This window comes from Oceanicaulis sp., assembly GCF_965284345.1.
GTDB classification, from domain to species: Bacteria; Pseudomonadota; Alphaproteobacteria; order Caulobacterales; family Maricaulaceae; genus Oceanicaulis; species Oceanicaulis alexandrii_A.
This window is the reverse complement of the sequence record NZ_OZ260073.1, coordinates 1,955,269-1,980,031: the sequence shown is the minus strand read 5'-3', so window position 1 is coordinate 1,980,031 and position 24,763 is coordinate 1,955,269. Positions and strand designations below refer to the sequence as shown.

Below are 24,763 nucleotides of genomic sequence, written 5' to 3'. Positions count from 1 at the left end.
TAACTCACACAACTTAATGAAGAGTATGGCGCTTCGAGAACGGTGCGCCTGATTTAAAGCATCACGACTTCCGATTTTGGCCATGGGGAGGCCCCACATGAACACCTGGATCATTCGCATTCTACTGGCGGCGCTGGCGCTGAGTCTCATCTGCGTTCTGGGCGTCAGCGCCTGGATGGTGGAACGGTTCCACGCGTCCAAGCCGCGCCAGTCCGGCGAGGTCACCCTGTCGGTGCTGGACCAACCCGCCCATGTGGTGCGCGACGTGAACGGCATCGCCCATATCTTTGGCGACAACGACGCCGATGTGATGGCGGCGCTGGGCTATGTGCATGCTAGCGAACGCTTTTTCCAGATGGACATGGCCCGGCGCTATATGCGTGGCGAGCTCTCCGCCTTGTTTGGCGAGGATTATCTGCGCGCTGACGCCCAGACCCGGACCTATGGCTTCCGTCGTCTGACCGAGGAGATCGTCGCCAACACATCCGCTGACACCCGCGCGATGATGCAAGCCTATATCGACGGCGTGAACGCGCGCTTGGCCGAAGGCTCTGTCGCGCCTGAATACGCCGTATTGCGCACGGCGCCTGAAGCATGGAGCCTGGAAGACAGCGCCGCGATTGTGGTGCTGCTGGCCCATGATCTCGCTGCCGGGGCGAGCGCTGACATGGATCGCGCCTTGCTCGACGATATTCTGTCCGCTGAGCAGCTCGCCCAGTTCACCATGAATTTCCCCGACTGGGCGCCGACCATGCTGAAGGCCGAGGATATGCGCGCCCGTTTCGGCGATGTGCAGACCTTGCCCTTGAGCGAGCCCGCGCAGCCGGGCGCGCAATCAGACAACCAGCCCGGTTCCAACGCCTGGGTGGTCTCTGGCGAGCGCTCTGAAACCGGACGACCGCTGCTGGCCAATGACCCCCATCTGGGCCTCAGCACGCCGGCGATTTGGTATTATGTGCGCCTGAACCTGTCCTATGGCCCGGTCATCGGCGGCACTGTGCCCGGCTCACCCTTCGTCATTCTGGGGCGCAACGCCCATGCCGCCTGGGGGTTCACCAATACCGGCTTTGACGTGATCGACATTCTCGAACGCGATCGCGACGCTGAAGAGATCACCACCCGCACCGAAACCATCGCGATCAAGGGGCGCTCCGAAGCGTATGAGCTGACGATCGAGGAAACCGGCGACGGCCCCGTCTTGGACCCGCAATGGTTTGACCTGCGCGGCTTTGACGAGGACGCCATCGTGGTGCGCCGCTCCACCGTGACCGCGCCGGGCAACCGGGTCGCCGACGCCACCCTGGCGATCATGCAGGCGCAGACTTTTGATGAATTCGTCGAGGCGGGCCGCGGCTGGACCGCCCCCATGCAGAACATGCATTTCGCCAGCGTGGACGGCACCATAGGATATACGACAGCGGGTTTGTTGCCGATCCGCGATGAGCGCGGCGAGTGGACGGGCTTTATCCCGTTTGATGAGCTGCCGCGCGTACGCAACCCCGAAGGCGGGTTCATCGCGTCGGGCAATAATCTGGTGGCGGGACCGGACTATCCCTATCCGCTTCCGGGCTCATACGCGACCTATCGCGCGCCCCGTATCGAGCGTGAGCTCAACGCACGTGACCGCCATACGCTGGAAAGCTTCGCCAACCTGCAAATGGATGTGACCAGCGAGCAGGCGCTGCGCCTGTTGCCGGTGCTCTTGGGCTCCGAACCTGAGAGCCAGCTGGGGGCGGAAGCTCTGGCGCGGCTGGAAGCCTGGGATGGCGCGCTGGATATGGATGCGCCAGAGGCGTTGATCTATTCCGCCTGGCTGCGGGTGCTCTCGGGCGCGATCTGGAACGATGAGCTTGATACGCTCGCCTCGGCTTTCAATCAGCCTCGCCGCGCCTTCCTCGAAGAGGTTCTGGCGGGCGAAGCCTCGGCCTGGTGCGATGACGTGCGCACGGACGCGGTGGAAAGCTGCGCCATCACCGCCGGACTGGCGCTGGACGCCGCCATGGCGGAAACCGCAGACGCGTTTGGTCGCGACATGAACGCCTGGCGTTGGGGCGACATGCATGTGGCTGATTTCGACCACCCGTTTGATAATCTGCCGCTGATCGGGTCCATGTTCGGCAATCGCGTGCCCGTACCCGGCGACGGCGCGACCATCAATGTGGCGCATTTCAGCTATGCCTCTGGCAGCTATGACGTGTTCCATGCGGCGTCGCTGCGGTCGATCTATGATCTGTCAGACCTCAACAACTCGCTTTACATGTTTGCGCCCGGTCAGTCGGGTCACCCGCTTTCGCCCCATCATGGCGATCTCGCGCCCCGTTGGGCGGCGGGCGAGTATTTCGAGATCCGCGATGACTGGAGTGTTGAAACCGCGCCCGAAGGCAGCCAGGTGCTGACCCTGACGCCGCAATAGGACCCGCCATGATCAGCCTTGAAAACCAGACCCTTTTCGTCACCGGCGCCTCACGCGGCGCTGGCGCCGGCATCGCCCGCCAGATCGTTCAGGCTGGCGGCAAGGTCATCCTGGGCTATGCCCGCAATGACACGGCCGCCAAGGCCATGGCGAGCGAGCTGGGCGATAACGCCATCGGACTGGTGAAAGCGGATTTCTCTGATCCCGACGCTGCGGAGCCCGCCTGGGATCAGGCGAAAACTATCGCCGACGGCCCGATCCACGGCCTGGTGCTCAATCACGGCGTTTTTGAAGCGTCCAACGTTCACGACCCGGCGGATATCTGGCGGCAGAACTGGGCGCGCACGCTTCAGATCAACCTGCAAAGCTGCGCCGATCTCGCGCGTCTGGCCGCGCAGGACTGGGTGGATGGCGCGCAGGGCGGATCGCTGGTGGCGATCAGCTCTCGTGCGGCGCACCGCGGCGATGATGCGGACCACCCCGCCTACGCCGCCTCCAAAGCCGGGCTCATCGCAATGATCAAGACGCTGGCGCGCGCCTATTCGGGCCGCGGGCTGCTCGCTTACGCGATCTCGCCGGGCTGGATCGACACGGAAATGGCGCCGCAAGACCCTGACGACCGCAAGGCCGCCCTCGCTGAAGTGCCTTATGGCGATATGGCGAGCCCGGACGAGCTGGGCCGCCTCTGCGCCTTCCTGCTGTCCGGCGCCTGCAAAAGCGCCACCGGCGCCACCTTCGACGTCAATGGCGCGAGCTATGTGCGGTAGGGGCTTAGGGCCTTCCACACCCTTCCCATAATCCCTCTTTCCCGGCGAAAGCCGGGACCCAGAGATCTTCAAACGCTGCGAAACCGGCTCTGGGTCCCCGCCTGCGCGGGGAAAGAGAAGGATCATCAACAGCCGTCATCCCGGACTTGATCCGGGATCTGCTGACAGCGTCTTTGTGATCAGATCAAAGCGGCTCCGGTAGATCCCGGATCGCTTCGCGTCCGGGATGACGGTGGAGTTCAAGAAACACCATTCTACTCCGCCGCCATAGCCTCTTGCCGACCCGCACGCAGAAGCCGGCCAGGACGCGCCTCCGTCACTTCGTCATTGCGCACCACGACTTCGCCAGACACGATCGTCGCGCGATAACCTTCCGAGTCCTGCAGCAAACGCTGGCCGCCCGCGGGCAGGTCTTTGACGAGGCGCGGCGGGTGCAGACGCAGTTTCTGATAGTCGATGACGTTGAGGTCGGCCTTCATGCCTGGCTTGATGCGTCCGCGGTCTGACAGACCCAGATAATCGGCGATGTCGCCGGTCAGCATCTGCACCGCGCGTTCAGGCGCAATGCGCGGCCCGCGGGTGCGGTCGCGGGTCCAATAGCTCAAGAGATAGCTGGGGAAGCTGGCGTCACACACCGTGCCCACATGGGCGCCGCCATCTGACAGACCCGGAATGGCGAGCGGGTGCTGCATCATGGTCAGCACATTGTCATAGCTCAGCTCGGTATAATTATAGATCGGCAGATAGATCAGCTCAGCGCCCTCGCGCGCGATCACCGTGTCAAACAGCTCTTCCCACACAGACACGCCGCGGGCTTCAGCCTTCGCGCCGATGGCGTTTTCAGGCGGCTGCTCGTAATCGGGGTTTTCCGACAGGGTGAAGAGCTTGCCCGCCACCATCTCCATGTTTTCGATCAGAAGATCGGCGATGGGCGGGATCGAGCTGCCGGGCCCGGCCAGCTTGTCGGATGTCTGGCTGAGAATCTTCTTGCGGAAGGCGTCGGTTTTCATCACCGCCACGCGCTCATCAAGCGGCAGATGGGCGATCTCCTTATAGGCGGGAAAGCCCATGAAGGGGTGGAAAGTGCATTGCAGCCCCAGGAACACGCCGATGGCGCGCGGGGCGACCTGGGCGCGCACGGTGAAACCTTCTGCGTCGAGCTTTTCGAGGCCTGTCAGGATCTTGCGCCATTGATCGGGCGCGAAATCGCGCTGCATCAGGGACATGGAGAAAGGCCGACCGCCGGCGGCGCGGACATACTCCTCGACCACTTTCCATTCTTCCTCGAACCGCGACTGATCGCGCTCGAGATCAAAATCGGAGACGGCCTGGATGACGCCATGGTCGCGACCCTTGAAGGCGCTGGCGATGCCGGTGAGTTCCTTGGTGGTGGCTTCACTGGCCGGGGTCCACTCCCCGTCCGCGGTGCGGTGCAGATCCGACCGCCCGGTGGCGAAGCCGATGGCGCCGGCGTCCAGCGCTTCAGAGACGAGGTCGCGCATTTTGGCGATTTCCTCATCATTGGCCTGCTGATCAAAGCTGGCGCGCTGATCCATGACATAAACCCTGAGCGGATCATGGCCGACCATGGCCGCCACATCGAGGGTGCGCGGGGTTTTCTCAAGCGCGTCGAGATAATCGGGGAAGCTCTCCCAGTCCCAGCTCAGTCCTTCCGCCAGCGCGGTGCCGGGAATATCCTCCACCCCCTCCATCAGCTTGATCAGGCGCTCATGATCGCTCTCGCGCACGGGCGCGAACCCGACGCCGCAATTGCCCATAACGGCGGTGGTCACGCCATGCTTGATCGAGGGCTCCATCCGGTCGTCCCAAGTGGCCTGACCATCATAATGGGTATGCACGTCGATAAAGCCCGGCGTGATGATACAGCCCTTGGCGTCGATCACTTCATCAGCGTCGCCCGGCGCATCGCCGACCGCCATGATACGGCCCGCCTTGATCCCGACATCGCCGATATAGGGCGAGCCGCCCTCGCCCTCATGAATCATGCCGCCGGTGATTTTCAGATCGTAAGTCGCCATGGAAGCCTCCCGAATGATGTGTTGTTTCAAGGCGCCGTTCGGGCGCTCTTTTGTATGCGGACCCAGTCGAGCCCGCGATAGAACCCGACAAGCAGACCGCCGCTGAACAGATGCCAGACCGCCCAGAGCGCGGTGATGGCCGCCGCTCCGCCCACGCCCTCGAACTGGCCGAGCAAGATCACAAGACCGAGCCCGGTGTTCTGGATGCCCACTTCGAAGGTCACGGAACGCCGTCCGGCAGTCTCAAAGCCCAGAGCCCGCGCCGATGCAGCCCCGAAGACAAAGGCGACGGCGTTGTGAATCATGGCGATAACCAGCACGCTGCCTGCGGTGGCGGTGAACAGCGCCCAGTTGGACGAGACGCCGCCCACAACCATGGCCGCTAGCCCGAACAATCCCGCCGCCAGAAAGACAGGTCTCAGGCGGTGGGCGATGCGCGGATAGCGGTGCGCGATGCCCATTCCGACAGCCAAGGGCACGGCCAGCAACACAGTCATCTGCAGCACGAAGGGAATCGGGGAGACCTCGATCGCGTCCACCAGCGCGTCAGCAGGCGCATAGAGCGAGGTCCAGAACAGAATCGAGATCGGCGTCAGAAGCGCCGCGGCGAGGCTGGAGGTCGCCGTCAGCGAGACGGACAACGCCGTGTCGCCTCGCGACAAATGGGTGAAGAAATTGGAGACATTGCCGCCCGGGCAACACGCCACCACGATCATCCCAAGCGCAATGGAGGGCGGCGGGTTCAACACATAGAGAAGCCCCAAAGTCACCAAGGGCAGGCCCAGGATCTGCGCCGCCGCGGCGCCCAGAAACCTGCCAGGCCGCTGTTTGACCAAGGCGAAATCCGCCACATGCACGTTCAAAGCAACCGCGAACATCAAAACGGCGAGCAGCATCGGCAAGATCACTTGCGATCCGGGCGCCAGATCAATCTGCACGGCGTCTAACGCAGCTATGTCCATAGCGCGCGATCTCCTCCCCTGAAACCCGGCCATAGCCCGGTCCGCCCTCGCCTCTGGAACGGGCAAGTGAACGGCGTTTACTGAACCCTCGCATCCTTTGACGCGCCCTGTCGAGACCTCCTCGTGGCGGGCTTGCATGCGTATAGGATCAATGCACGATGCGTCGCAGAGAATTTCTTGTGGGGAGTCAAAATGTTACGTTATTTAATAACGTCTAGCCTGGCCGCGCTGGCGCTGTCCGCCTGCAGCCAGCCCGCCAATACGCCAGCGACGGATGAGCGGTCGGAAGCCGCGCCCGCTGAAACGCAAGCCAGCAGCGCCTATCCGGCGCACCAGCCAAGCGATGCGGCGATCACCGAAGCGGATTTCGCGTATCGCATCGCTGCGCTCGCCGATGACCGGTTTGAAGGCCGCGGCCCGGCCTCTGAACATGGCGAGCAGGCGGCGACCTGGATCGCCGAGGAAATGGACGCCGTGGGTCTTGAGCCCGCCGGCGAAGAGGGCTGGTTCCAGCCGGTGCCTTTAATTGAATCCACCCTCGATGAAAGCGCATCAAGTCTCGACATCACGGTCGATGGCGAGGCCATGGGCCTTCAGACCAATGTGGATGTGGTGTTCTGGTCCCAAAACCCAGAAGAACAGGTCAGCCTGGACGCCTCCGAGCTTGTCTTCGTGGGCTATGGCGTGGTCGCGCCCGAATATGGCTGGAACGATTATGAAAGCGTCGACGTCACCGGCAAGACGGTGGTGATCCTGATCAATGATCCAGGCTTCGCCGATCCGGACGCGGGCTGGTTCAATGGCTCGGCCATGACCTATTACGGCCGCTGGACCTATAAATACGAGGAAGCCGCCCGCCAGGGCGCGGAAGGCGCGATCATCGTCCACCAGACCGCCCCGGCGGCCTACCCTTGGGGCACGGTGCAATCAAGCTGGACCGGGCCGCAATTCACCCTCGCCTCCTCCGCCGGCCAGGAGCGCGCCGACGTTCAGGCCTGGATCACCGAGAACAAGGCCGTTGAGCTGTTTGATGCGCTGGAGCTCGATTTCGTAGAACTGAGCCAAGCCGCCGTCAGCCCTGATTTCACACCGGTGGATATGGGCCGCGCGACGATGAGCGCTTCGCTCACCAATTCGCTGCGCACTCTGACGTCGAGCAATGTGGCCGGTCAGGTCACGGGCTCTGAGCGTCCGGACGAATACGTGCTGTTCATGGCCCATTGGGACCATATCGGCGTGCGTCTGAACTTCTCGGGCGACGACCAGATCTATAATGGCGCCATCGACAACGCCACTGGCGTCACCGCCATGCTGGAATTGGCGGAAGCTTACGCCAAATCCGACACCCCGCCTGAACGGTCGGTGATCTTCGTCGCGGTCACCGCCGAGGAGCAGGGCCTTCTGGGATCGGAATACTACGCCCAGAACCCATTGATCGCGCTGGACCAGACCGTGGGCGGCTTCAATTTCGACGGCATCCTGCCCATCGGCCGCACCGAAGACATCGTGGTGATCGGCTATGGCGCGTCCGAGCTGGAAGACCTGTTGCGCGCGGAAGCGGAAGCGGACGGCATGTATCTCAGCCCCGATCCGAACCCGGAAGCGGGCTATTTCTACCGTTCCGACCACGTCACCCTGGCCCGCCGCGGCGTGCCGATGCTGTATGCCGATTCCGGCTCCGTCGCTGAAGAAGGCGGCGCCGAGTATGGCGCGCAGATCGAGGCCGCCTATCGCCTGCAGGCCTATCACAAGCCCGCCGACGAGTTTGATCCGAACTGGGATATGGGCGGCTTCGTGCAGTCCACCGAGCTGGTCTATCACGTTTCGCGCCGTCTGACGGATTCTGAGGACTGGCCGAACTGGTATGAGGATAATGAGTTCCGCGCCATCCGCGATGCGATGATGGATGAATAGGCGATCCTAGACGCCGTTCAGAAAAAGCCGGGCGGTCTTCCGCCCGGCTTTTTTGTGTCTTCCAGCGTCTTATTGCGCCGGATAGAAGGTCGGCGCCCCCGGGCCCACTGGCAAGTCCAGAACGAAGGCCCAGGTGAAGAAGAAGCCCGACCAGGTCAGCATGAAGAAAATCGAATAGGGCAGCATCATCGCAATCAACGTGCCCACGCCGAGATTTTTGTCATAGCGCGTGGCCCAGGCCAAGATCAGCCCGAAATAGCTCATCATGGGGGTGATGATGTTCGTTGAGCTGTCCCCGATCCGATAGGCGGCCTGGATCACCTCCGGCGAATATCCGATCAGCATCAGCATGGGCACGAAAATGGGCGCGGTCACCGCCCATTGGGCCGAGGCAGAGCCCAGCGACAGGTTGATGACCGCACACATCAGAATGAAGAAGAAGAACAGGGCCGGCCCGGTCATGCCGGTTTCTTGCAAGAAGCTTGCGCCCGTCACGGCGGTGATGGCGCCCAGATTGGTCCAACCGAAAAACGCCACGAACTGGGCCGCAAAGAACACCAGCACGATGTAGAGCCCAAGAGACGCCAACGCCGCGGCCATGGCGTCGATGATGTCGCGATCGGTCTTCATGGTGCCCGCGACACGGCCATAGGCGTAGCCCACGGCGATGAAGAAGATCAGGATCCAGACGACGAAGCCGGAAAAGAACGGCGACCGCATGACGCTGCCGGTGTTAGGATCGCGCAGCACGCCCCAACCGGGCAGAACCTCTGGAACCGAAGCGCCAGAAAGCAGCGGCGTCCAGGCTGGAAAGCGGATATCGGGCAACAGCGTATAGGCCATGACCGCCAGAACAGCCAGAAAGGCGAGCCCGGCTGCAGCGAGCCCTTTCTTCTCCGGCTCGGCCAGGGCCTCCATCATGGACTTGTTCAGGATCGTCGGGTCAGCACGCTCGGGATTATAGACGCCGAGCTTGGGCTCGACGACGAAGATCGACACCAGCGACCCCACGATCGTGATCAGGAAGGTGGACGCGATCATGAAGAACCAGTTTGCGGTCGCGTTGACCGTGTAAGCCGGGTCCACCAGCTGAGCAGCTTCTTCGGTGATCCCCGCCAGCAGCGGATCGACCGTCCCGATCAAGAGATTCGCGCTATAGCCGCCTGACACCCCGGCGAAGGCCGCCGCCATGCCCGCGAGCGGATGACGCCCCAGCGCATAAAAGATCGCGCCAGCCAGCGGGATCAGCACCACATAGCCCACTTCAGAGGCGGTGTTTGACACGATGCCGGCGAATACGACCGCCACCGTCACCACATGGCGTGGCGCGCCCAGCACCATGGCGCGAACCGCGGCGGACAGAAGGCCGGACTTCTCTGCAACCCCGACGCCCAGCATCGCCACGAGCACCACGCCAAGCGGGGCGAAGCTGGTGAAGTTCTCGGTCAGGCTGGTGAATATACGCCGGACGCCATCGCCATTCATCAGGCTGACCGCCCGGATCATGCCGTCTTCCGCCACGCCTCTGGACCCGGCAGGGCGCGGGTCTTCAACCGCGACACCCAGCCAGCCGAAGACGCCTGAGAGCAGGACGATGCCTGCCGCCAGCAAGGCGAACAGCGTCACCGGATGCGGCAACAGATTGCCCAGCCATTCCACACCATCGAGAAAGCGTGTGAACGCGTTGCGCTTTGGCGCTTCAGGGGTTTGAGGCTGCGAATCCGCCATCTCTGACTCCGTTGTGAATTTCAGGACACAATGAAGTCTGAGACGCCATGTTTTTCAACCGCAAGGAAACAAGGGATATTCAAATCCCCTCCCGAACTTGCTGCTTAACGGGTCAGTCGCAGGCGGTTGATGTCGGCGGCGATGGAGGAAAACGCCTCGGCGATGTCGAGATTTTCCACCTGATAATAGTTCTGGGGCTTGTTGGCGCAGTTGCGCATCAGATCGCGATTGGTGTCGCCGCTGAGCTGGAAGGCGATGGTGTAGATTTGTACGCCATTGTCTTCGGCCTCGTCACAGGCGTCCGCCATGTTTTCGCGCGCCTGACGGGCGGAATAGAGCTCGTAGCTGCGCGTACCGGTCCGGCGACGACCCCACCAGTCATAATAGGTGTACTCTTCCGTGCGCATTTGCGCCGTAGCCTGACCATCCGTCATCACCACCAGAATCTTGATGGTGTCGCGATCCTCATAGGAGGCCGGGCGGTCCGAAAAACTGCCGCCCAGCTGCCCGCGCCAGGCCGGGTCCAGCGCGCGCGCCCCCCACATGGTCGCCACGTCCAGGCCTGTATTGCCTCCGTCACGCAATGAATTGATGAGGCCGCGCAAACGTCCCTCATTCTGGGAGAGGAATTCAGATTCCATATTCGAGCGCGGGCAGAAGGAGGAGCTGTTATTACCCGATTGCTCGTCACCGTTATATTCGGTGAACGCCATCTGCCGATATGGCAGCTCCATATCGATCGGATAATCGGTTCCCATATCGACACACCCTGACCGGCGTCGCTCATTATTGCTTCCGTCGATAAGGTCGTCATTCACGTCACTTGGCGTGCGCACGCCGCCATTATAGGGAATGACGGAAATGCTGGTGCGTTCAGCGGCATCCGCCGCCAGAACGATTTCGACAAACTCCTCCGCCGCATCGCGCAGTGCATTGATCTTGGAGCCGCGCATGGAGCCCGACACGTCCAGCACCAGCGAGATCTCCACATCGCGCACCTGTTCGATGGCTTCAGAGAAATGTTCCAAAGTGAGAGAATTGATGCCCACAAGGCCCAGAATGGTGGTGGGCATGGCGACGCTGGCAGTGGCGGTCACCACACGCGAATTGAGCGAAATGTCCGCGTTCACATCCAGCTGAAGGCTGGCCAGCAATTGCGGGTGATCTTCCAGCGCCGCTTCCACATAGGCGCGCACTACATCAGCCGGAGCGCGATCCTGGGTCAGGGACGCCGCCGCCAGGGCGCCGGAATCCAAAGCGCTTTGCAGTTCAGAGCTGACCGTGGCGCTGCGTGAATAATCGAGCGCGCCGCCCACCGCCGTCACCAGAACGCCTGAACACAGCGCCATGACGATGGCCACATTGCCGCGGCGATCTGTAGACCACCGAGAAAGAAAACCTAAGAGCGCTTGCATCTGAACGCCTTCGCCAAAATCCGTTCCAAGCCGGAACATGCGAAGAATGATCTTGCAACAAACAGACCAAAAACCAGTTAAAACAATAGTTTATAAAAAGTTAACACACCTAGCGCGCCAGGCGCAGGCTGTTGAGGTCCGCCGCAATGGCGTTGAATGCGGAGGAGATATCGAGGCTCTCGACCTGGTAATAGTTCTCGGTCTTGCTGGCGCATTCACGCATCAAGGTGCGGTTGGTGGAGCCTGAAACCTGAAAAGCGATCGTGTAGATATGCACGCCCGCCGCTTCCGCGTCGTCACACGCCGCCTCCATATTGGCGCGCGCGGTGGCGGCGCTGTACAGCTCGTAAGTGTACCAGTCGCCGCGCCAGTTTTGCGCCCGCCGATACTGGGCGGTGGCCGCGCCGTCCGTCATCACCACCAGCACTTTCATCGTGGAGGTGTCGTCATAGGCGGCCGGGCGATCGGTGAAATCCCCGCCCAGACGCCCGCGCCAGACCGGATCCAGCGCCCGCGCCCCCCAGGCCGTCGCCAGATCCAGCCCGGTATTGCCGCCCGCGCTGAGCCCTTCGATCACATCAAGCAAGACCGAACGGGTCTGCTCCAAAAACACTGTGGCTTCAGATTGATCGGGACAGAATGAAGACGACCGCCAACCGCGCTGGTCCCGGTCTTGCCAATCCAGCCAGTCATACCCGTCAGACGCCAGCTCCATCTCGACAGGGTCAGTGACCCCCAGCTCGATACAGCCGCTATCATTGGGCGTGCCGGGCAAGAGATCATTTATCACCGTCGCCGGCAGGCGCACCCCGCCATTATAGGGAATGACGGACAGGCTGGTCAGACCGTCCAGATCAGGGTCCATCATCAAAAGGACGAACTCTTCAGCCGCGTCGCGCAAAGCCGAAATCTTGGAGCCGCTCATGGAGCCCGAAATATCAAGCACCAGTGAAATTTCCAGATTGCGCACCCGTTCATTGGCTTCCGAGGTGCGGTTGAGCGTCAGCGCGTCATACCCGATCAAACCCAGCATCAAGGTGGGCACGCTGATCACCGCGTCCGCAGTCACCTCGCGTGAATTGATCGCGGTGTCCGAGCTGACCTGAACGTTCAGCCGCTCCAGCACGCCATTATGTTCTGACAAGGCGGCGGTGATGTAATTGCGCACGACCGTTTCAGGGTCTTCGCCTTGAGTCAGCGACGCCGCCGCCAGGGTGCCGGCGTCCATCGCCGACTGGATTTCAGAGCCGATGGTGAAGGTGCGCGAATAATCCAGCGCCCCGCCGACGCTGACCACCATAGGGGCCAGCAGCATGGCGAACATCATCGCCACATTGCCGCGGGTATCGCCCCAGAATTTCGCCAGTCGACAGCGCATCACCAGACCCTTCGCTGCGCCCTTGCGCAAAACGGGTCCAGACTTCGCTCATCCCTGTTAAAACATTGAAAAGAAACAGGGTGAACACGGCATTCACCCTGTTTCAAATCAAGGCGTTAGCCCTTGGCGAAGAAGCCTTTGAGCGCACGCGCCGCCTGACGGATCCGCTGTTCGTTCTCCACCACGGCCAGGCGCACATGCCCATCACCGCGCTCGCCAAAGCCCAAGCCCGGCGCCACCGCCACATCGGTTTCTTCCAGGAGCTTCTTGGCGAACTCCACCGAGCCCAGATGCGCGAAGGCTTCAGGGATCGGCGCCCAGGCGAACATGGTGGCGGGAGGGCTGGGGATTTCAAAGCCCGCGCGGCCAAAGCTCTCCACCAGCACGTCGCGGCGTTTTTTATAGGTCTCGCGCGCCTCGGCCACATGGTCCTGCGGCCCATCAAGCGCGGCCACCGCCGCGATCTGGATCGGGGTGAAGGCGCCGTAATCGAGATAGGATTTCACCCGTTTGAGCGCGTCCACCAGACGCGCCGAGCCCGCCGCGAACCCCATCCGCCAGCCCGGCATGGAATAGGTTTTGGACATGGAGGTGAACTCCACCGCCACATCCTTAGCGCCCTCGACCTCAAGAATGGAGGGTGGCGGAGTACCGTCAAAATAGATCTCGGAATAGGCAAGGTCGGAAATCAGAACGAGATCGTTCTCTTTCGCGATCCGCACCGCCTCCTTGTAAAAATCAAGGTCCACCACTTGCGCGGTGGGGTTGGACGGAAAGTTCAACACCAGCGCCGACGGCGCCGGAATCGAGCGGCGACAGGCATGAACCGCCTCGCGCAGGAAATCCTCAGGATCGCTAAAGCCTACAGGCCGCACGGCGGCGCCCGCGATCAGAAAGCCGAACATATGGATGGGGTAGGACGGGTCAGGCACCAGGATCACATCGCCCGGCGCCGTGATCGCCTGAGCGAGGTTCGCCAGCCCTTCTTTAGACCCCAAAGTCACGCATACTTCGGTATCGGGGTTCAGCCCCACATCGAACCGGCGCTCATAATAGCGCGCCAGCGCCTTGCGAAGCGACGGCACGCCCTGGCTGGCGGAATAGCGGTGCGCGCGCGGATCGGCGGCGACTTCGGCGAGCTTGGCGATGATGTGCGGGGCGGGGGCGAGATCAGGGTTGCCCATGCCAAAATCAATGACGTCGCGGCCTTCGGCGCGATAGGCCTGCTTCATCCGGTTCACTTCCGCGAACACATAAGGCGGCAAGCGCCGCTCGCGGTAAAATTCTTCGTCGTGGGACATCTGTCAAATCGCCCTGCTGTACTGCAACATGCAGCCTACTCCGCCCGCCCCAGAGGGCGTCAATGGGGCGTAGCTGTGGCGAGGTGCAGAAATGCACGGACAAAATCACGCCAATCCGGATTTGGCGACTAAACACGCCAAGCGCCTGGATCGCGCTGGATTCAAGGTCAGGACCATGTCATCGATTTCAACCTGGCCACACCTTGCCTGTTCAGAACGATTGGAGACGAACCGCCATGTTCACCAGCCTGCTGGGCGCCTTGGCGCTTGTGACATCCTCTGACAAGCCATCTGAACCTGATCAGGCGATTGCTCAAACCCTTGATCAAGCCGTTTTCTCCGGAATCGTTCTGGTCACTCAGGGGGAAACGGTATTGAGCCAAATAGTCCAAGGCGAAGCCGGTCCGGATTTATCCATGGCGCCTCAGCTTGACTGGATGTGGGCATCGCTGACCAAACAGGTGATGGCGGTGGCCGCTATGCGCCTGATTGAAGAGAACCGTCTGGCCCTTGATGCGCCGCTATCTGACTACGCACCTGACTTGCCGCTGACGTCTTCAGACCAGATAACGGTTCGAGACCTTTTGCGGCACACCACCGGCTTACCTGATTATGACGACCTTCCGCCAGAGCGGTTCAGGACCGGCTTTGATCCTGACATCTACTGCTTCGGCCCTCTCAAAAGCGCGCCCGGTGGCACGTTTGACTATAATAACTGCGACACTTGGGTGCTCGGACGCGTGCTCGAAGGGATCTATGGCGCAGACATCGAAACAGTCCTGACAGAGCTGGTCTTCCTGCCTGCCGGCATGACTGAAACCCGGCTAGGCGATGCGCAGGACTTTGGCGATGTGGCCGGGCGCGCCGTTGAAGGCGGCTGGATCCGCCCGATAGATTTGGGACTTTTTGGTCCTGCGGCCGGCCTTGTTGGTCCAGTGCATGACCTGGTCCGCTTTAATGCCGCCTTGATGGATGGGCGCCTGCTTTCAGAGGCCAGCCGAGCCGAGTTGTGGCGTGGCGAGCCAGAACGCGGCTATGTGGCGCTCGGCGCATGGAGTTTTCCCGCGCCACTAAACGGCTGCGATGGCGCGTTGAACCTGATTGAACGCCGCGGTTCACTGTCAGGGGTTGAAATACGCAGTCTGATGGCGCCCGCGCTGAACCGCTCGCTTATCATGTACTCCAATCAAGGCGATCCAGGATATGGCGAAATATGGATGGGCGAGGGCCTGAGCTATGAGCTGGCCAGCCTCGCTTTTTGTCCAGAGCGCTAGAACGCCCCGCCGGCAGGCCGCGTATCGCGCAAGGCGCGCTGACGACGCCGCTGATCCGGCATCAGCTCATCGAGCAATCGATGAAAGCGCGGCGAGTGATCCATCACCAGAAGATGGCAGGCCTCATGCGCGCAAACATAATCAACCAACGCCTCGGGATAGGCGATCAGGCGCGCATTCATCCGGATCGACCCATCTGAGGAACATGACCCCCAGCGCGCCTTTTGCTCACGCACGCTGACCTTGGGCCGTTTCGCGCCCAGCGCCTCGGCATAGCGCTCAAGCTTGGGCGTCATCAGATCAAGCGCCTCGCCCTTGCGCCAGCGTTTGAGCGCCGCCAGCACCACCTTGCGGCTGTCCAGAGGCGTCAACTGGCGGTCTATGCTGACGACCACTTGGTCCGCCTCGCGCATCACCGTGCTGCGCGCCTTGTCATGGGGGCGGACGGTCAAGCGCAATTCCTCGCCCAGCCAGCCGATCACTTCGCCATCCACGCCCTTGAGCGCTGGCGGCGTGCGCGCTTGCCGACGCTCAAGCCGGTCGATCACCCAGGACGCTTTTTCGCGCACCACGGCGTCCGCCTCCCGCACATGGACGCGCACGGGCAGGGTGACGGTCAGGCCGTCTTCGCTGACTTTGAGGCCGATGGTCTTGCGCCGGGCCGAGCGTTTGAGCGTGTACATCAGCGCCCGGTCGGCCAGCTCGATCTGGCGCACCTGGTCTTCAGATCCAGCCATTCGAGCGCGCGCCTAAGCCGTGCGCGGCGCGGTCAGCGCCACATAATGCAGCCCCAATAGCATCACCGCCCCGCCCACATAAAGCCCGGCGAAGGGCGCAAACAGAATCTGCCCGACCACAAGCGCCATCACGGCCATGACCAGCCCGTACACCGCCAGCGCCAGAACCACGATCCGGCCCAGCGCGCGATCCTCCGCGCCTTGCCAGCGCGCCCGCGAGGTCCAGGTCAGAAAAGGCAATAAAACCAGAGCGGCGCCCAGCGCCAGATAGGCCGGCAAGCCCGCGCCCGCGAGTGCGCCCTGGGCCACAAGCCCGCCCGCACCCGCCAGCATCATCAGAACGCCCCAGACCAGAGGATGATTGATACGTTTCAACATGGAAGTGAGCTTAGACCGCGTCGGCAAAGCGCGCCAGATCAGGCTTTGGTGGGAGGGGGTGATGGGTGTGGAGAAGAGGGGAGCCTCTCTAGAGGCATCTTTAAAACACCAGAACGTTCATCTCGGCCCCACAGCCCGCCGCAGCCGCAATAAACATAGATAAGAATTCAATTTTTCTTTCGAATGTTATCTAAATTGCGGCGGGTGATGCCTAATGAGCATTTATGCAAACTTACTAGCCCCACAACGCCCAATGCCAAAGTGGCCCAAGTAAATATGTCCAATATTGAAAAATAGTATTTTAAATAATTTATAATGAAAAACAGGTATGAAAAAGTAAAAATAAAAGACACAAGACTAGGAATTGCGCCTATTATCAACATTCGTCCGATTTTATTGGTGCCCATAAAAAACTCCCGGAATTCGCCCTAGATCGTTCAACAATCAGGAAGCCCTGAAACCACCCAATACACCCCTCCTGAGGTGCTGACATCTGGAGAGCCATCCCCGACGTCCCCACAAGAATTTTGGATATAGCTTAATACCTTTTCTGAGCCGCGATCATCATCAGCCCTGCAAAGCCGACCAGACCGCCCAGTTGCAGGCCGATGCCGATCACGGCGGGGCCAGAGAGCGAGGCGGCGATGATAACGCTGACCAGCGCCGTCGCGAGCGCGGCAAGGCTGGCACGGGTGCGCCACAGCGTCGGCGCCGCGCGCCAGCGCTCACGATTGATGAAACCGACCCCCAAAAGCGCCGCCGTCCCGACATAGGGCCCGAGCAGAGCGCTCCAGTGCGTGGTCACCAGAAGGCCTGCCGAGGCGGTCCAGGTGAGACCGACGACGAGCAAAGCCGCCGCCAGCCAGTAAGGGGTCTGCAAAAGGCGTGTCATGCTCGGAGTCTAGGCGGGTTCAAGTCCCGCTTCCAGTGCAGAGGACTCAGATAGCGCCCTCATCGCCCAGACGCTGGCGAAGCCCAGGACCAGTTCGATCCCGAAAGCGATGAGCAAGCCGGCGTCGGGCATGCCGTCCAAGGGGATAGAGACCAAACGCCCGATCGCCCAGCCGAGCAGCAGCAGCGCGCTCACTCCGCTCGCCGCTCTCATCCAGAGCCCCAAGGCGGCTGAGGCCAGCACAAAACCGCCGCCCAGGGCCAGCGCGCCGCCGGGCGCGCGCAATTCGCTGAGCAGATTGGGATCAGGGCTGAGCGACACCCCGTTCAGCGCAAACATGGCGTGCGGGTCGGAGATCAGCATCACCCCGATCCCTGTGAGCACGACACCGTTGATCCCGAGCAGCGCGCGAATAATCCCGTGTGTAGTCATGGCGGTTCTCCTGTCCAAAAGCCGGGTGGAGATTGCGTTTCCCGCTGCGAACAGGCCATGCTCGCCCGTCCGAGAAAATTGACCCTCCGTCCGGGGCTTTCATGAGCACGCCCAACACCGACCCTCGCCCCCGGCCCGATCCGCTGACGGCTCTGCTCGATCAGCTGAGACTGACGGGGACCTTGTATTGCCAGACCGACATGGCGGCGCCTTGGGGCATCGCCCTGCCCGCGTTTGAGGGGTTGACCCTGATCGCCATCGTCCTCGACGGCGCTTGTCAGCTGCAGCTGGAAGGCGAATCGTCTGTTCTGCTGAAAGCAGGCGATCTGGCGCTCATCCCCAATGGGGCGCGTCATGACCTGTTCAGCGATCCTGAGGCTGACAGGGTCCCGCTGGACAAGCTGGACGTGACGCCGCTGAGCCAGAGATACGAAACCCTGACGCTGGACGGCCCCGGCCCGCGAGCGCGGATCACTTATGGCGTGGTGCGCTTTGATCAGGTGCTGGGCGCGCAATTGATGGCGCATTTGCCCAAGCTGATCGTCTCAAGAAGCGCGCAAGACGAAGACAGCTGGATCACCTCCACGCTGGCGATCATCGCGCGGGAATCCGAACAGCTCTCACCGGGCGGCGAAGCGGTGATCACGCGATTGACCGATGTGCTTGTCATCCAGCTGGTCCGCAGCTGGCTCGCGACCGAAACCCGCGCGCAGACCGGCTGGCTGGCCGCCCTGCGCGATCCGCATCTGGGCCGCGCCCTCACCGCACTTCATGACCAGCCGCAACGCGACTGGACATTAGAGGCGCTCGCGCGCGAAGCCGGTCTGTCGCGCTCGGTCTTCGCCGCGCGGTTCACCGAACAGCTTGGCCAATCCGCCATCAGCTATCTGACCCAATGGCGTTTGCATCTCGCCCATCGCGTCCTGTCAGACACACGAGCCCCGATGATCGAGATCGCCGAAACCGCAGGCTATGGCTCCGAAGCCGCGTTCAGCCGCGCCTTCAAACGCCAGTTCGGACACGCCCCCGGCGCCGTGCGGCGGGACGCTGACCCTGCCTAAGCGCGTTTCTCCTGCGCTTCCATGCCCGTGGCGGGCGGAAAGGGGACGATGTGGCGGATGGCGGTTTTGCGGGTCTCCCAGTCATTGAGGATCGCGGCGGCGTGCAGGCTGCCGGTGGCGGCGTAATGATCCTCGATCAGGGCGCGGCAGCGGGCCTCGGCCTCGCCCGCCAGTACATGAACCCCGACATTTTCAGGATTGAGGCGCGGCTCCAAACGGTTCGCTTCATCGAGCACAAAGGCTTCGCCCCCGGTCATGCCGGCAGCAAAGTTGTCGCCGACCTTACCGAGGATCACCGCCACGCCGCCGGTCATGTATTCACAGCCATTGGCGCCGCAGCCCTCGACCACCACGGTCGCGCCGGAATTTCTGACCGCAAAGCGCTGGCCCGCCCCGCCCGCAGCGAAGACGCGGCCGGACGTGGCGCCATAGAGGACCGTGTTGCCGATGATGGCGTCGCCGGGGCGATGCTCTTTACAGCCGCCAAAGGGACGAATGGCGATCGTGGCGCCGGACAGACCCTTGCCCACATAATCATTGGCGTCGCCCTCAAGCTCGATCCGCAAACCCGTGGCCGAGAACGCGCCGAGGCTTTGCCCCGCCGAGCCGCGCAGACGCAGGGTGAGCTGGCCGTCTTCGAGCCCGTCCGGGCCGAAGGTGCGCACGATTTCAGAGGACACCCGCGCGCCCACGGCGCGGTCGGTGTTCTTCACGTCATAGACAAGCTGCATCTTTTCGCGGCGCGAGAAGACCGGCTCGGCGTCTTTGAGGATCTGCTCATCAAGCGCCGGGGCCACCGGATTGCGCTGGGTGCGGGTCGAGCGCGGCGGCCGCGCCTGCGGGTCCACGCGCACCAGAAGCGGATTGAGATCAAGATCATCAAGATGATCCGCCCCGCGGCTGACCTGATCGAGGAGGTCCGCGCGACCAATCACGTCTTCCAGACGCTCCGCGCCGAGGCCTGCGAGAATCTCGCGGGTGTCGCGGGCGATGAAGGTCATCAGATTGACCACATGGTCGGCAAGCCCGGTGAAGCGCTTTCTGAGTTCTTCATCCTGGGTGCACACGCCCACCGGGCAGGTGTTGGAATGGCACTGGCGCACCATAAGACAGCCCAGAGCCACCAGAGATGTCGTGCCGACGCCAAATTCTTCCGCGCCCAGCATGGCGGCGATCACCACATCGCGCCCGGTTCGGATGCCGCCATCGGCGCGCAGGGTGACCCGTTCGCGCAGACCGTTGAGCGACAAGACCTGATGGGCTTCAGACAGGCCGAGCTCCAGCGGCGCGCCGGCGAACTTGATCGAGGTTTGCGGGCTGGCGCCCGTACCCCCGACGCTGCCGGAAATCAAAATAATGTCCGCATGAGCTTTCGCCACGCCCGCCGCCACCGCGCCCACGCCCGCCGCGGAGACGAGCTTCACGCAGACGCGCGCGTAGGGGTTGATCTGCTTGAGGTCGTAGATGAGCTGCGCCAGATCTTCGATGGAATAGATGTCATGGTGCGGCGGCGGGCTGATCAGAGTCGCGCCCGGCGTGGCGTGACGCATTTTCGCGATGAAGCCTGTGACCTTGAAGCCGGGGAGCTGGCCGCCCTCGCCGGGCTTGGCGCCCTGGGCGACCTTGATCTCGATCTCGCGGCACTGGTTGAGATATTCGGCTGTCACGCCGAACCGACCCGAGGCGACCTGTTTGACCGCCGAATTCATATTGTCGCCATTAGGCATCGGGTGATAGCGCGCAGGGTCTTCCCCGCCCTCACCCGAGACGGACTTGGCGCCAATGCGGTTCATGGCGACATTCAGCGCGCCATGGGCTTCCTGACTGAGCGCGCCGAGGCTCATCCCCGGCGTGACGAAACGCTGGCGGATCTCGTTCACGCTCTCACAACGCGACAGATCCACCGGACCGCTCAGAGGCCGCGGCTCCAGAAGATCGCGCAGCTGGATCGGCTGGTCCTCATGATTGAGCTTTGAGACATAGGCGCGATAGGCGTCGTAATCTTCATTGCGGACGGCCTTTTGCAGCAGGCTGATCGAGCTTGCTTCCAGCGCATGAGCCTCGCCCGAGCTGCGCTGACGGTAAAAGCCGCCGACGGGCAGGCGCACGGCGTCGTCATGGCGCCAGGCCCAGCGATGAAGTTCCGCGAGCTTTGACTCAAGCCCCGCAAGGCCAATGCCGGAAATTCGGCTGGTGACCCCGCCCAGATACTCACTCGCCACGGCGCGGCTGAGACCCAGCACTTCAAAATTACAGCCGCCGCGATAGGAGCTGACCACCGAAATGCCCATTTTGGACATGATCTTGAGAAGACCCGCATCAAAGGCGGTCTTCATGTTCTTCGCCTTCTGCTCAGGGCTCATGCCTGACAGATTGCGCTCGGTGCGTGCGGCCACGGTTTCAAACGCCAGATACGGGTTCACGGTGGTGGCCCCAAGGCCGACCAGAACCGCCAGCGCATGTGGATCCGTGACTTCAGACGTGCGCGCATTCAGCGAACAATAGGTACGAAGGCCTTTTCTCGTGAGGTGCGTGTGCACCGCCCCCACCGCCAGCGCCATGGGCACAGGCGCAAAGCGTTCGCTCTGGCGTTCGTCAGTCAGGATCAGGTGCTGGGCGCCGCCTTCGCTGATCGCCGCCTCGGCTTCGGCGCGAATGCGATCAAGCGCCGCCTTGAGCCCCGCGCCTGAGCCGGTGGCGTCGGCCGCAGGCAGGGTGATGTCGATCAGCGCGACCCCTTCGCCCAAAACGCCGCGCAGGCGATCATACATGCCGTTTGTCAGCACCGGAGAGTTCAGCACGAAGACGTCGGTTTGCGCCGCGTCCTCTTCGAGCACATTTCCCAGATTCTTGAACCGGGTTTTCAGGCTCATCACCCGGCCTTCGCGCAGCGGGTCGATGGGCGGGTTGGTGACCTGAGAGAAGTTCTGCCGGAAATAATGGCTGATCGGACGATAGCGATTGGACAGCACCGCCAGCGGGCTGTCATCGCCCATCGAGCCGATGGCTTCCTTGGCGTCCTCGGCCATGGGCGAGAGGATGATCTCGATCTCTTCCATCGTCATGCCGGCGGCGGCCTGACGGCGGGCGCGCTCGGCGTCGTCAAACAGAAGCGGCTCAGGGCCGGGGCCGACTTCGGACTCGATCTCGCGGACGTTCTTCAGCCAGTCTTCGTACGGATGCTTGGCGGCGAGCTGATCAAGCATTTCGCTCTCGCGCAGGAAGCCGCCCTCGGCGAGGTCCACCGCGATCAGGCGCCCCGGGGCCACCGCGCCGCGTTCGATGACGCGCGCAGGTTCGAGCTCGGCCATGCCGGTTTCAGAGCCCACGGTCAGAAGCCCGTCTTCCGACAGGCTCCAGCGCAGCGGGCGCAGACCGTTGCGATCGAGCCCCGCAATCGCCCAGCGGCCATCGCAGGCAATTACGGCGGCCGGCCCGTCCCAGGGCTCCATCACCGAATTGCAATACTCGTACAGACCGCGCCAAGACCCCGGCATGATCTCGCCGCGCTTGGACCAGGCTTCAGGGATCAGCAGCGTTTTCGCCATGGGCGCCGAACGGCCCGCACGCACGAGGATTTCAAACACCTCGTCCAGCGCCGCGGAATCCGACGCGCCGGGGCTGATCACCGGGCGCACCACATCCTCGGCGTCCTTGAACGCGGAATGCGCCATGAGGATCTCATGGCTTTGCATCCAGTTGCGATTGCCCTTCAGCGTGTTGATCTCGCCATTATGGGCGAGCATGCGGAAGGGCTGGGCCAGCTTCCATTCGGGGAAGGTGTTCGTCGAATAGCGCTGGTGGAAGATCGCAAAGGGCGACACGAATCGCGCATCGCGCAGATCGGGGTAGAACTGGTCGATGGCCTCGGCCAGGAACATGCCCTTATAGACCACGTCGCGTGCGGACAGCGAGCAGACGTAAAGCTCGGGCACAACTTCGGCGCGGGCGCGCTGCTCGATGCGGCGGCGCACCAGATAGAGCGTGCGCTCAAGCTCGTCCGCATTGCGATCCGTCGCGTCTTCAAACAGGATCTGTTCGATCGCCGGACGAGTGGCGGCGGCTTTCGCGCCCAGACAGGACGGATCCACCGGCACCTGACGCCAACCAAACAGGCGCAAGCCCGCGCGCAGCACCTCGGTCTCGACGATGGTGCGGCCCTTTTCCTGGGCGCCAAAATCCGTCCGCGGCAGGAAGACCATTCCCACGCCGATGGCGTGATCGCTCGGCGCGTGACCCGTGCGGGCCACCGCCGCCTTGAAGAAATCCTGCGCGATTCCCAAACGCAAACCGGCGCCGTCGCCGGTCTTGCCGTCCGCATCCACAGCGCCACGGTGCCAGACCGCTTTCAGCGCTTTCAGGCCCAGCTCCACGGTTTCACGGCGCGGCTCACCCTTGATATCGGCGATCAAGCCGACGCCGCAGGCGGAGCGCTCGCTCTCAAGCTCATACGCGCCCGCATCGATCAAGCGCTGACGTTCGGTCAGATAATCAAACTGGCTCATTCGGCAGGCTCCGCAATCGGCTGCGCCTGCGCTTTGCGCGCGCCCGCCATCAGATCGGCATGGATGGTGTCAGCGGCGTCCAGACCGTCTTTCACGGCCCAGACCACCAAGGAGGCCCCGCGCACGGCGTCACCGCCGGCATACACTCCAGGCAGAGAGGTGCGGCTGCGGTCGGTCACACGGATCGCGCCGCGCGGATTGAGCTCAAGCCCCTCCGCGCCCAGAGTCTGGGGGAAGTGCTCCGGCTCGAACCCCAAAGCCGCGATCACCATGTCGGCGGCGCGATCTTCTTCCTGACCCGCCATCGCCACCGGACGGCGACGCCCCGAGGCGTCAGGCGCGCCGAGGGTCATTTTCTGGATGCGCACACCGGAGGCGGTCTCTGCATCGCCCAGAATGGCGGCGGGGGCGCTGAGCCAGTCAAACATGGCGCCTTCTTCTTCGGCATGGACCACTTCGCGGGCCGAGCCGGGCATGTTGACGCGGTCGCGGCGATACAGGCACGCCACGCTGTCAGCGCCCTGACGGATGGCGGTGCGCACACAATCCATGGCGGTGTCCCCGCCGCCGATCACCAGAACGCGCTTGCCGCTCGCGTTCAGACGGCCGCCCTGTCCGCTCTCATCGCCGAAGCCCGCCTTGTTGGAGGCCGTGAGGTAATCGAGCGCTGGAACCAGGCCGCGCCCGCCGCCGCCGGGACAGGTCAGCGCGCGGGCGGCATAGGCGCCCGCGGCCACATAGACCGCGTCATGGCGGGATCGAAGCTCGGTCAGGCTCGCATCCTTGCCCACTTCGAAATTGAGCTTGAAGACGACCCCGCCCTCTTCGAGGCGTTTTGTGCGGCGCTCGACCACGGATTTGTCGAGCTTGAAATTGGGGATGCCGTAAATCAGCAAGCCGCCCGCGCGGTCCTGCCGCTCATAGATCGTCACCTCATGGCCATGCTGGGCCAGCCGCTCGGCGGCGGACAAACCCGCCGGGCCAGAGCCGATGATTCCCACCGACAGACCGGTCTTGCGCGCCGGGCGGATCGGCTTGACCCAGCCGTTCTTCCACGCGGTTTCGATGATGAACGTCTCAACCGAGCCGATAGTGACCGCGCCATGACCCGATTGCTCGATGACGCAGGCGCCTTCGCACAACCGGTCCTGAGGGCAGATCCGGCCACACACTTCGGGCATGGCGGAGGTGGCGGAGGAGCGCTCATACGCTTCTTCCAGACGCCCTTCAGCGACCAGCATCAGCCAGTCGGGAATGTCATTGTGCAGCGGACAGCCCGATTGGCAGAACGGCACCCCGCATTGCGAACAGCGTTCGGCCTGCGCCTCACCCTGCTCCAGGCTGAAAGGCGCATAGATTTCGTCAAAGTCGGTCCGGCGCTCGTCTGCGGACCGTTTGTCCGGATAGCGCTGGTCCGTGCTTGTAAACTTCAGCACAGCCGTCTCCTCATGCCTGTCCGCGGCGTCTTTGTGGCGCTCTTTGTCCGGACGTTCTTGCTGCATTGCATCATGAGAAGGCCATCTCGCGCAAGCGTGAGCCCGTTCAATCAGACACGGCTCGCTTCAGA

17 protein-coding genes are annotated in these 24,763 nt (G+C 62.7%); 5 read left to right on the top strand and 12 right to left on the bottom strand.

Annotated elements, in window-relative coordinates; genetic code table 11:
* The first annotated feature begins 97 nt into the window (after positions 1-97).
* Positions 98-2,413 carry a penicillin acylase family protein gene (locus tag ACQ66J_RS09625; protein WP_430431452.1) on the top strand — a complete coding sequence of 772 codons (2,316 nt, stop codon included), beginning with the start codon at positions 98-100 and terminating at the stop codon, positions 2,411-2,413.
* Between the two features lie 8 nt (positions 2,414-2,421).
* Entirely contained in the window at positions 2,422-3,180 is a 759-nt protein-coding gene (locus ACQ66J_RS09620; protein WP_430431451.1) for an SDR family NAD(P)-dependent oxidoreductase, read from the top strand.
* A 254-nt stretch (positions 3,181-3,434) separates the two neighbouring features.
* On the opposite strand, the gene ACQ66J_RS09615 is transcribed toward ACQ66J_RS09620, so the two are convergent.
* Together ACQ66J_RS09615 and ACQ66J_RS09610 are read right to left on the bottom strand one after the other, a co-directional pair.
* Complete coding sequence (locus ACQ66J_RS09615; RefSeq protein ID WP_430431450.1) at positions 3,435-5,219, bottom strand: N-acyl-D-amino-acid deacylase family protein; 1,785 nt, start codon at positions 5,217-5,219, stop codon at positions 3,435-3,437.
* A 26-nt stretch (positions 5,220-5,245) separates the two neighbouring features.
* Positions 5,246-6,181: a bile acid:sodium symporter family protein gene (locus ACQ66J_RS09610; RefSeq protein ID WP_430431449.1), complete on the bottom strand. Its 936-nt coding sequence runs from the start codon at positions 6,179-6,181 to the stop codon at positions 5,246-5,248.
* Between the two features lie 192 nt (positions 6,182-6,373).
* Between ACQ66J_RS09610 and ACQ66J_RS09605 the strand changes: the two genes are divergently transcribed.
* A complete protein-coding gene (locus ACQ66J_RS09605) occupies positions 6,374-8,095 on the top strand; it encodes a M28 family metallopeptidase (RefSeq protein WP_430431448.1) in 1,722 nt (573 codons plus the stop codon).
* 69 nt (positions 8,096-8,164) lie between these two features.
* Here the strand turns inward: ACQ66J_RS09605 and ACQ66J_RS09600 are convergent, their stop codons facing one another.
* From ACQ66J_RS09600 to ACQ66J_RS09585, 4 genes are all read right to left on the bottom strand, one after another.
* Entirely contained in the window at positions 8,165-9,823 is a 1,659-nt protein-coding gene (locus ACQ66J_RS09600; RefSeq protein ID WP_430431447.1) for an AbgT family transporter, read from the bottom strand.
* A gap of 104 nt (positions 9,824-9,927) precedes the next feature.
* Positions 9,928-11,277, bottom strand: coding sequence for a pilus assembly protein TadG-related protein (locus ACQ66J_RS09595; protein WP_430431446.1), 1,350 nt, complete (start codon positions 11,275-11,277; stop codon positions 9,928-9,930).
* Between the two features lie 70 nt (positions 11,278-11,347).
* On the bottom strand, positions 11,348-12,616 hold the full coding sequence (locus ACQ66J_RS09590) for a pilus assembly protein TadG-related protein (protein ID WP_430431445.1): 1,269 nt from the start codon (positions 12,614-12,616) through the stop codon (positions 11,348-11,350).
* A 116-nt stretch (positions 12,617-12,732) separates the two neighbouring features.
* Positions 12,733-13,917, bottom strand: coding sequence for an LL-diaminopimelate aminotransferase (locus ACQ66J_RS09585; RefSeq protein WP_430431444.1), 1,185 nt, complete (start codon positions 13,915-13,917; stop codon positions 12,733-12,735).
* A 236-nt stretch (positions 13,918-14,153) separates the two neighbouring features.
* On the opposite strand from ACQ66J_RS09585, the gene ACQ66J_RS09580 reads away from it, so the two are divergent.
* The gene (locus ACQ66J_RS09580) at positions 14,154-15,191 is read left to right on the top strand and encodes a serine hydrolase domain-containing protein (RefSeq protein WP_430431443.1); all 1,038 of its coding nucleotides are present in this window, start codon (positions 14,154-14,156) and stop codon (positions 15,189-15,191) included.
* Here the strand turns inward: ACQ66J_RS09580 and ACQ66J_RS09575 are convergent.
* The 4 genes from ACQ66J_RS09575 to ACQ66J_RS09560 form a co-directional block, all read right to left on the bottom strand.
* Entirely contained in the window at positions 15,188-15,928 is a 741-nt protein-coding gene (locus tag ACQ66J_RS09575) for a M48 family metallopeptidase (protein ID WP_430431442.1), read from the bottom strand. The two genes, ACQ66J_RS09580 and ACQ66J_RS09575, sit on opposite strands and share 4 nt — an antisense overlap.
* Before the next feature lie 12 nt (positions 15,929-15,940).
* A complete protein-coding gene (locus ACQ66J_RS09570; RefSeq protein WP_430431441.1) occupies positions 15,941-16,306 on the bottom strand; it encodes a hypothetical protein in 366 nt (121 codons plus the stop codon).
* 538 nt (positions 16,307-16,844) lie between these two features.
* Positions 16,845-17,198 carry a hypothetical protein gene (locus ACQ66J_RS09565; protein ID WP_375549989.1) on the bottom strand — a complete coding sequence of 118 codons (354 nt, stop codon included), beginning with the start codon at positions 17,196-17,198 and terminating at the stop codon, positions 16,845-16,847.
* A gap of 9 nt (positions 17,199-17,207) precedes the next feature.
* A complete protein-coding gene (locus tag ACQ66J_RS09560) occupies positions 17,208-17,630 on the bottom strand; it encodes a DUF4345 domain-containing protein (RefSeq protein WP_430431440.1) in 423 nt (140 codons plus the stop codon).
* A gap of 101 nt (positions 17,631-17,731) precedes the next feature.
* Here ACQ66J_RS09560 and ACQ66J_RS09555 point away from each other — a divergent pair, with 101 nt between their 5' ends.
* Positions 17,732-18,691 carry an AraC family transcriptional regulator gene (locus tag ACQ66J_RS09555; protein ID WP_430431439.1) on the top strand — a complete coding sequence of 320 codons (960 nt, stop codon included), beginning with the start codon at positions 17,732-17,734 and terminating at the stop codon, positions 18,689-18,691.
* Here ACQ66J_RS09555 and gltB read toward each other — a convergent pair.
* Both gltB and ACQ66J_RS09545 read right to left on the bottom strand, forming a co-directional pair.
* Positions 18,688-23,196: a glutamate synthase large subunit gene (gene gltB / locus ACQ66J_RS09550; protein ID WP_430431438.1), complete on the bottom strand. Its 4,509-nt coding sequence runs from the start codon at positions 23,194-23,196 to the stop codon at positions 18,688-18,690. The two genes, ACQ66J_RS09555 and gltB, sit on opposite strands and share 4 nt — an antisense overlap.
* Positions 23,193-24,698, bottom strand: a complete 1,506-nt coding sequence (locus ACQ66J_RS09545) for an NAD(P)-dependent oxidoreductase (RefSeq protein WP_430431437.1) — start codon at positions 24,696-24,698, stop codon at positions 23,193-23,195. Before ACQ66J_RS09545 ends, gltB begins: the two co-directional genes overlap by 4 nt.
* Positions 24,699-24,763 lie beyond the last annotated feature (65 nt).

Coding starts and splice junctions, on each gene's coding strand:
- ACQ66J_RS09560 (WP_430431440.1), bottom strand. CDS start 17,630: ATGACTACACACGGGATTATTCGCGCGCTGCTCGGGATCAACGGTGTC.
- ACQ66J_RS09610 (WP_430431449.1), bottom strand. CDS start 6,181: ATGGACATAGCTGCGTTAGACGCCGTGCAGATTGATCTGGCGCCCGGA.
- ACQ66J_RS09575 (WP_430431442.1), bottom strand. CDS start 15,928: ATGGCTGGATCTGAAGACCAGGTGCGCCAGATCGAGCTGGCCGACCGG.
- ACQ66J_RS09595 (WP_430431446.1), bottom strand. CDS start 11,277: ATGTTCCGGCTTGGAACGGATTTTGGCGAAGGCGTTCAGATGCAAGCG.
- ACQ66J_RS09590 (WP_430431445.1), bottom strand. CDS start 12,616: ATGCGCTGTCGACTGGCGAAATTCTGGGGCGATACCCGCGGCAATGTG.
- ACQ66J_RS09605 (WP_430431448.1), top strand. CDS start 6,374: ATGTTACGTTATTTAATAACGTCTAGCCTGGCCGCGCTGGCGCTGTCC.
- ACQ66J_RS09545 (WP_430431437.1), bottom strand. CDS start 24,698: ATGCAGCAAGAACGTCCGGACAAAGAGCGCCACAAAGACGCCGCGGAC.
- ACQ66J_RS09600 (WP_430431447.1), bottom strand. CDS start 9,823: ATGGCGGATTCGCAGCCTCAAACCCCTGAAGCGCCAAAGCGCAACGCG.
- ACQ66J_RS09570 (WP_430431441.1), bottom strand. CDS start 16,306: ATGTTGAAACGTATCAATCATCCTCTGGTCTGGGGCGTTCTGATGATG.
- ACQ66J_RS09615 (WP_430431450.1), bottom strand. CDS start 5,219: ATGGCGACTTACGATCTGAAAATCACCGGCGGCATGATTCATGAGGGC.
- ACQ66J_RS09580 (WP_430431443.1), top strand. CDS start 14,154: ATGTTCACCAGCCTGCTGGGCGCCTTGGCGCTTGTGACATCCTCTGAC.
- ACQ66J_RS09555 (WP_430431439.1), top strand. CDS start 17,732: ATGAGCACGCCCAACACCGACCCTCGCCCCCGGCCCGATCCGCTGACG.
- ACQ66J_RS09620 (WP_430431451.1), top strand. CDS start 2,422: ATGATCAGCCTTGAAAACCAGACCCTTTTCGTCACCGGCGCCTCACGC.
- ACQ66J_RS09625 (WP_430431452.1), top strand. CDS start 98: ATGAACACCTGGATCATTCGCATTCTACTGGCGGCGCTGGCGCTGAGT.
- ACQ66J_RS09585 (WP_430431444.1), bottom strand. CDS start 13,917: ATGTCCCACGACGAAGAATTTTACCGCGAGCGGCGCTTGCCGCCTTAT.
- ACQ66J_RS09565 (WP_375549989.1), bottom strand. CDS start 17,198: ATGACACGCCTTTTGCAGACCCCTTACTGGCTGGCGGCGGCTTTGCTC.
- gltB (WP_430431438.1), bottom strand. CDS start 23,196: ATGAGCCAGTTTGATTATCTGACCGAACGTCAGCGCTTGATCGATGCG.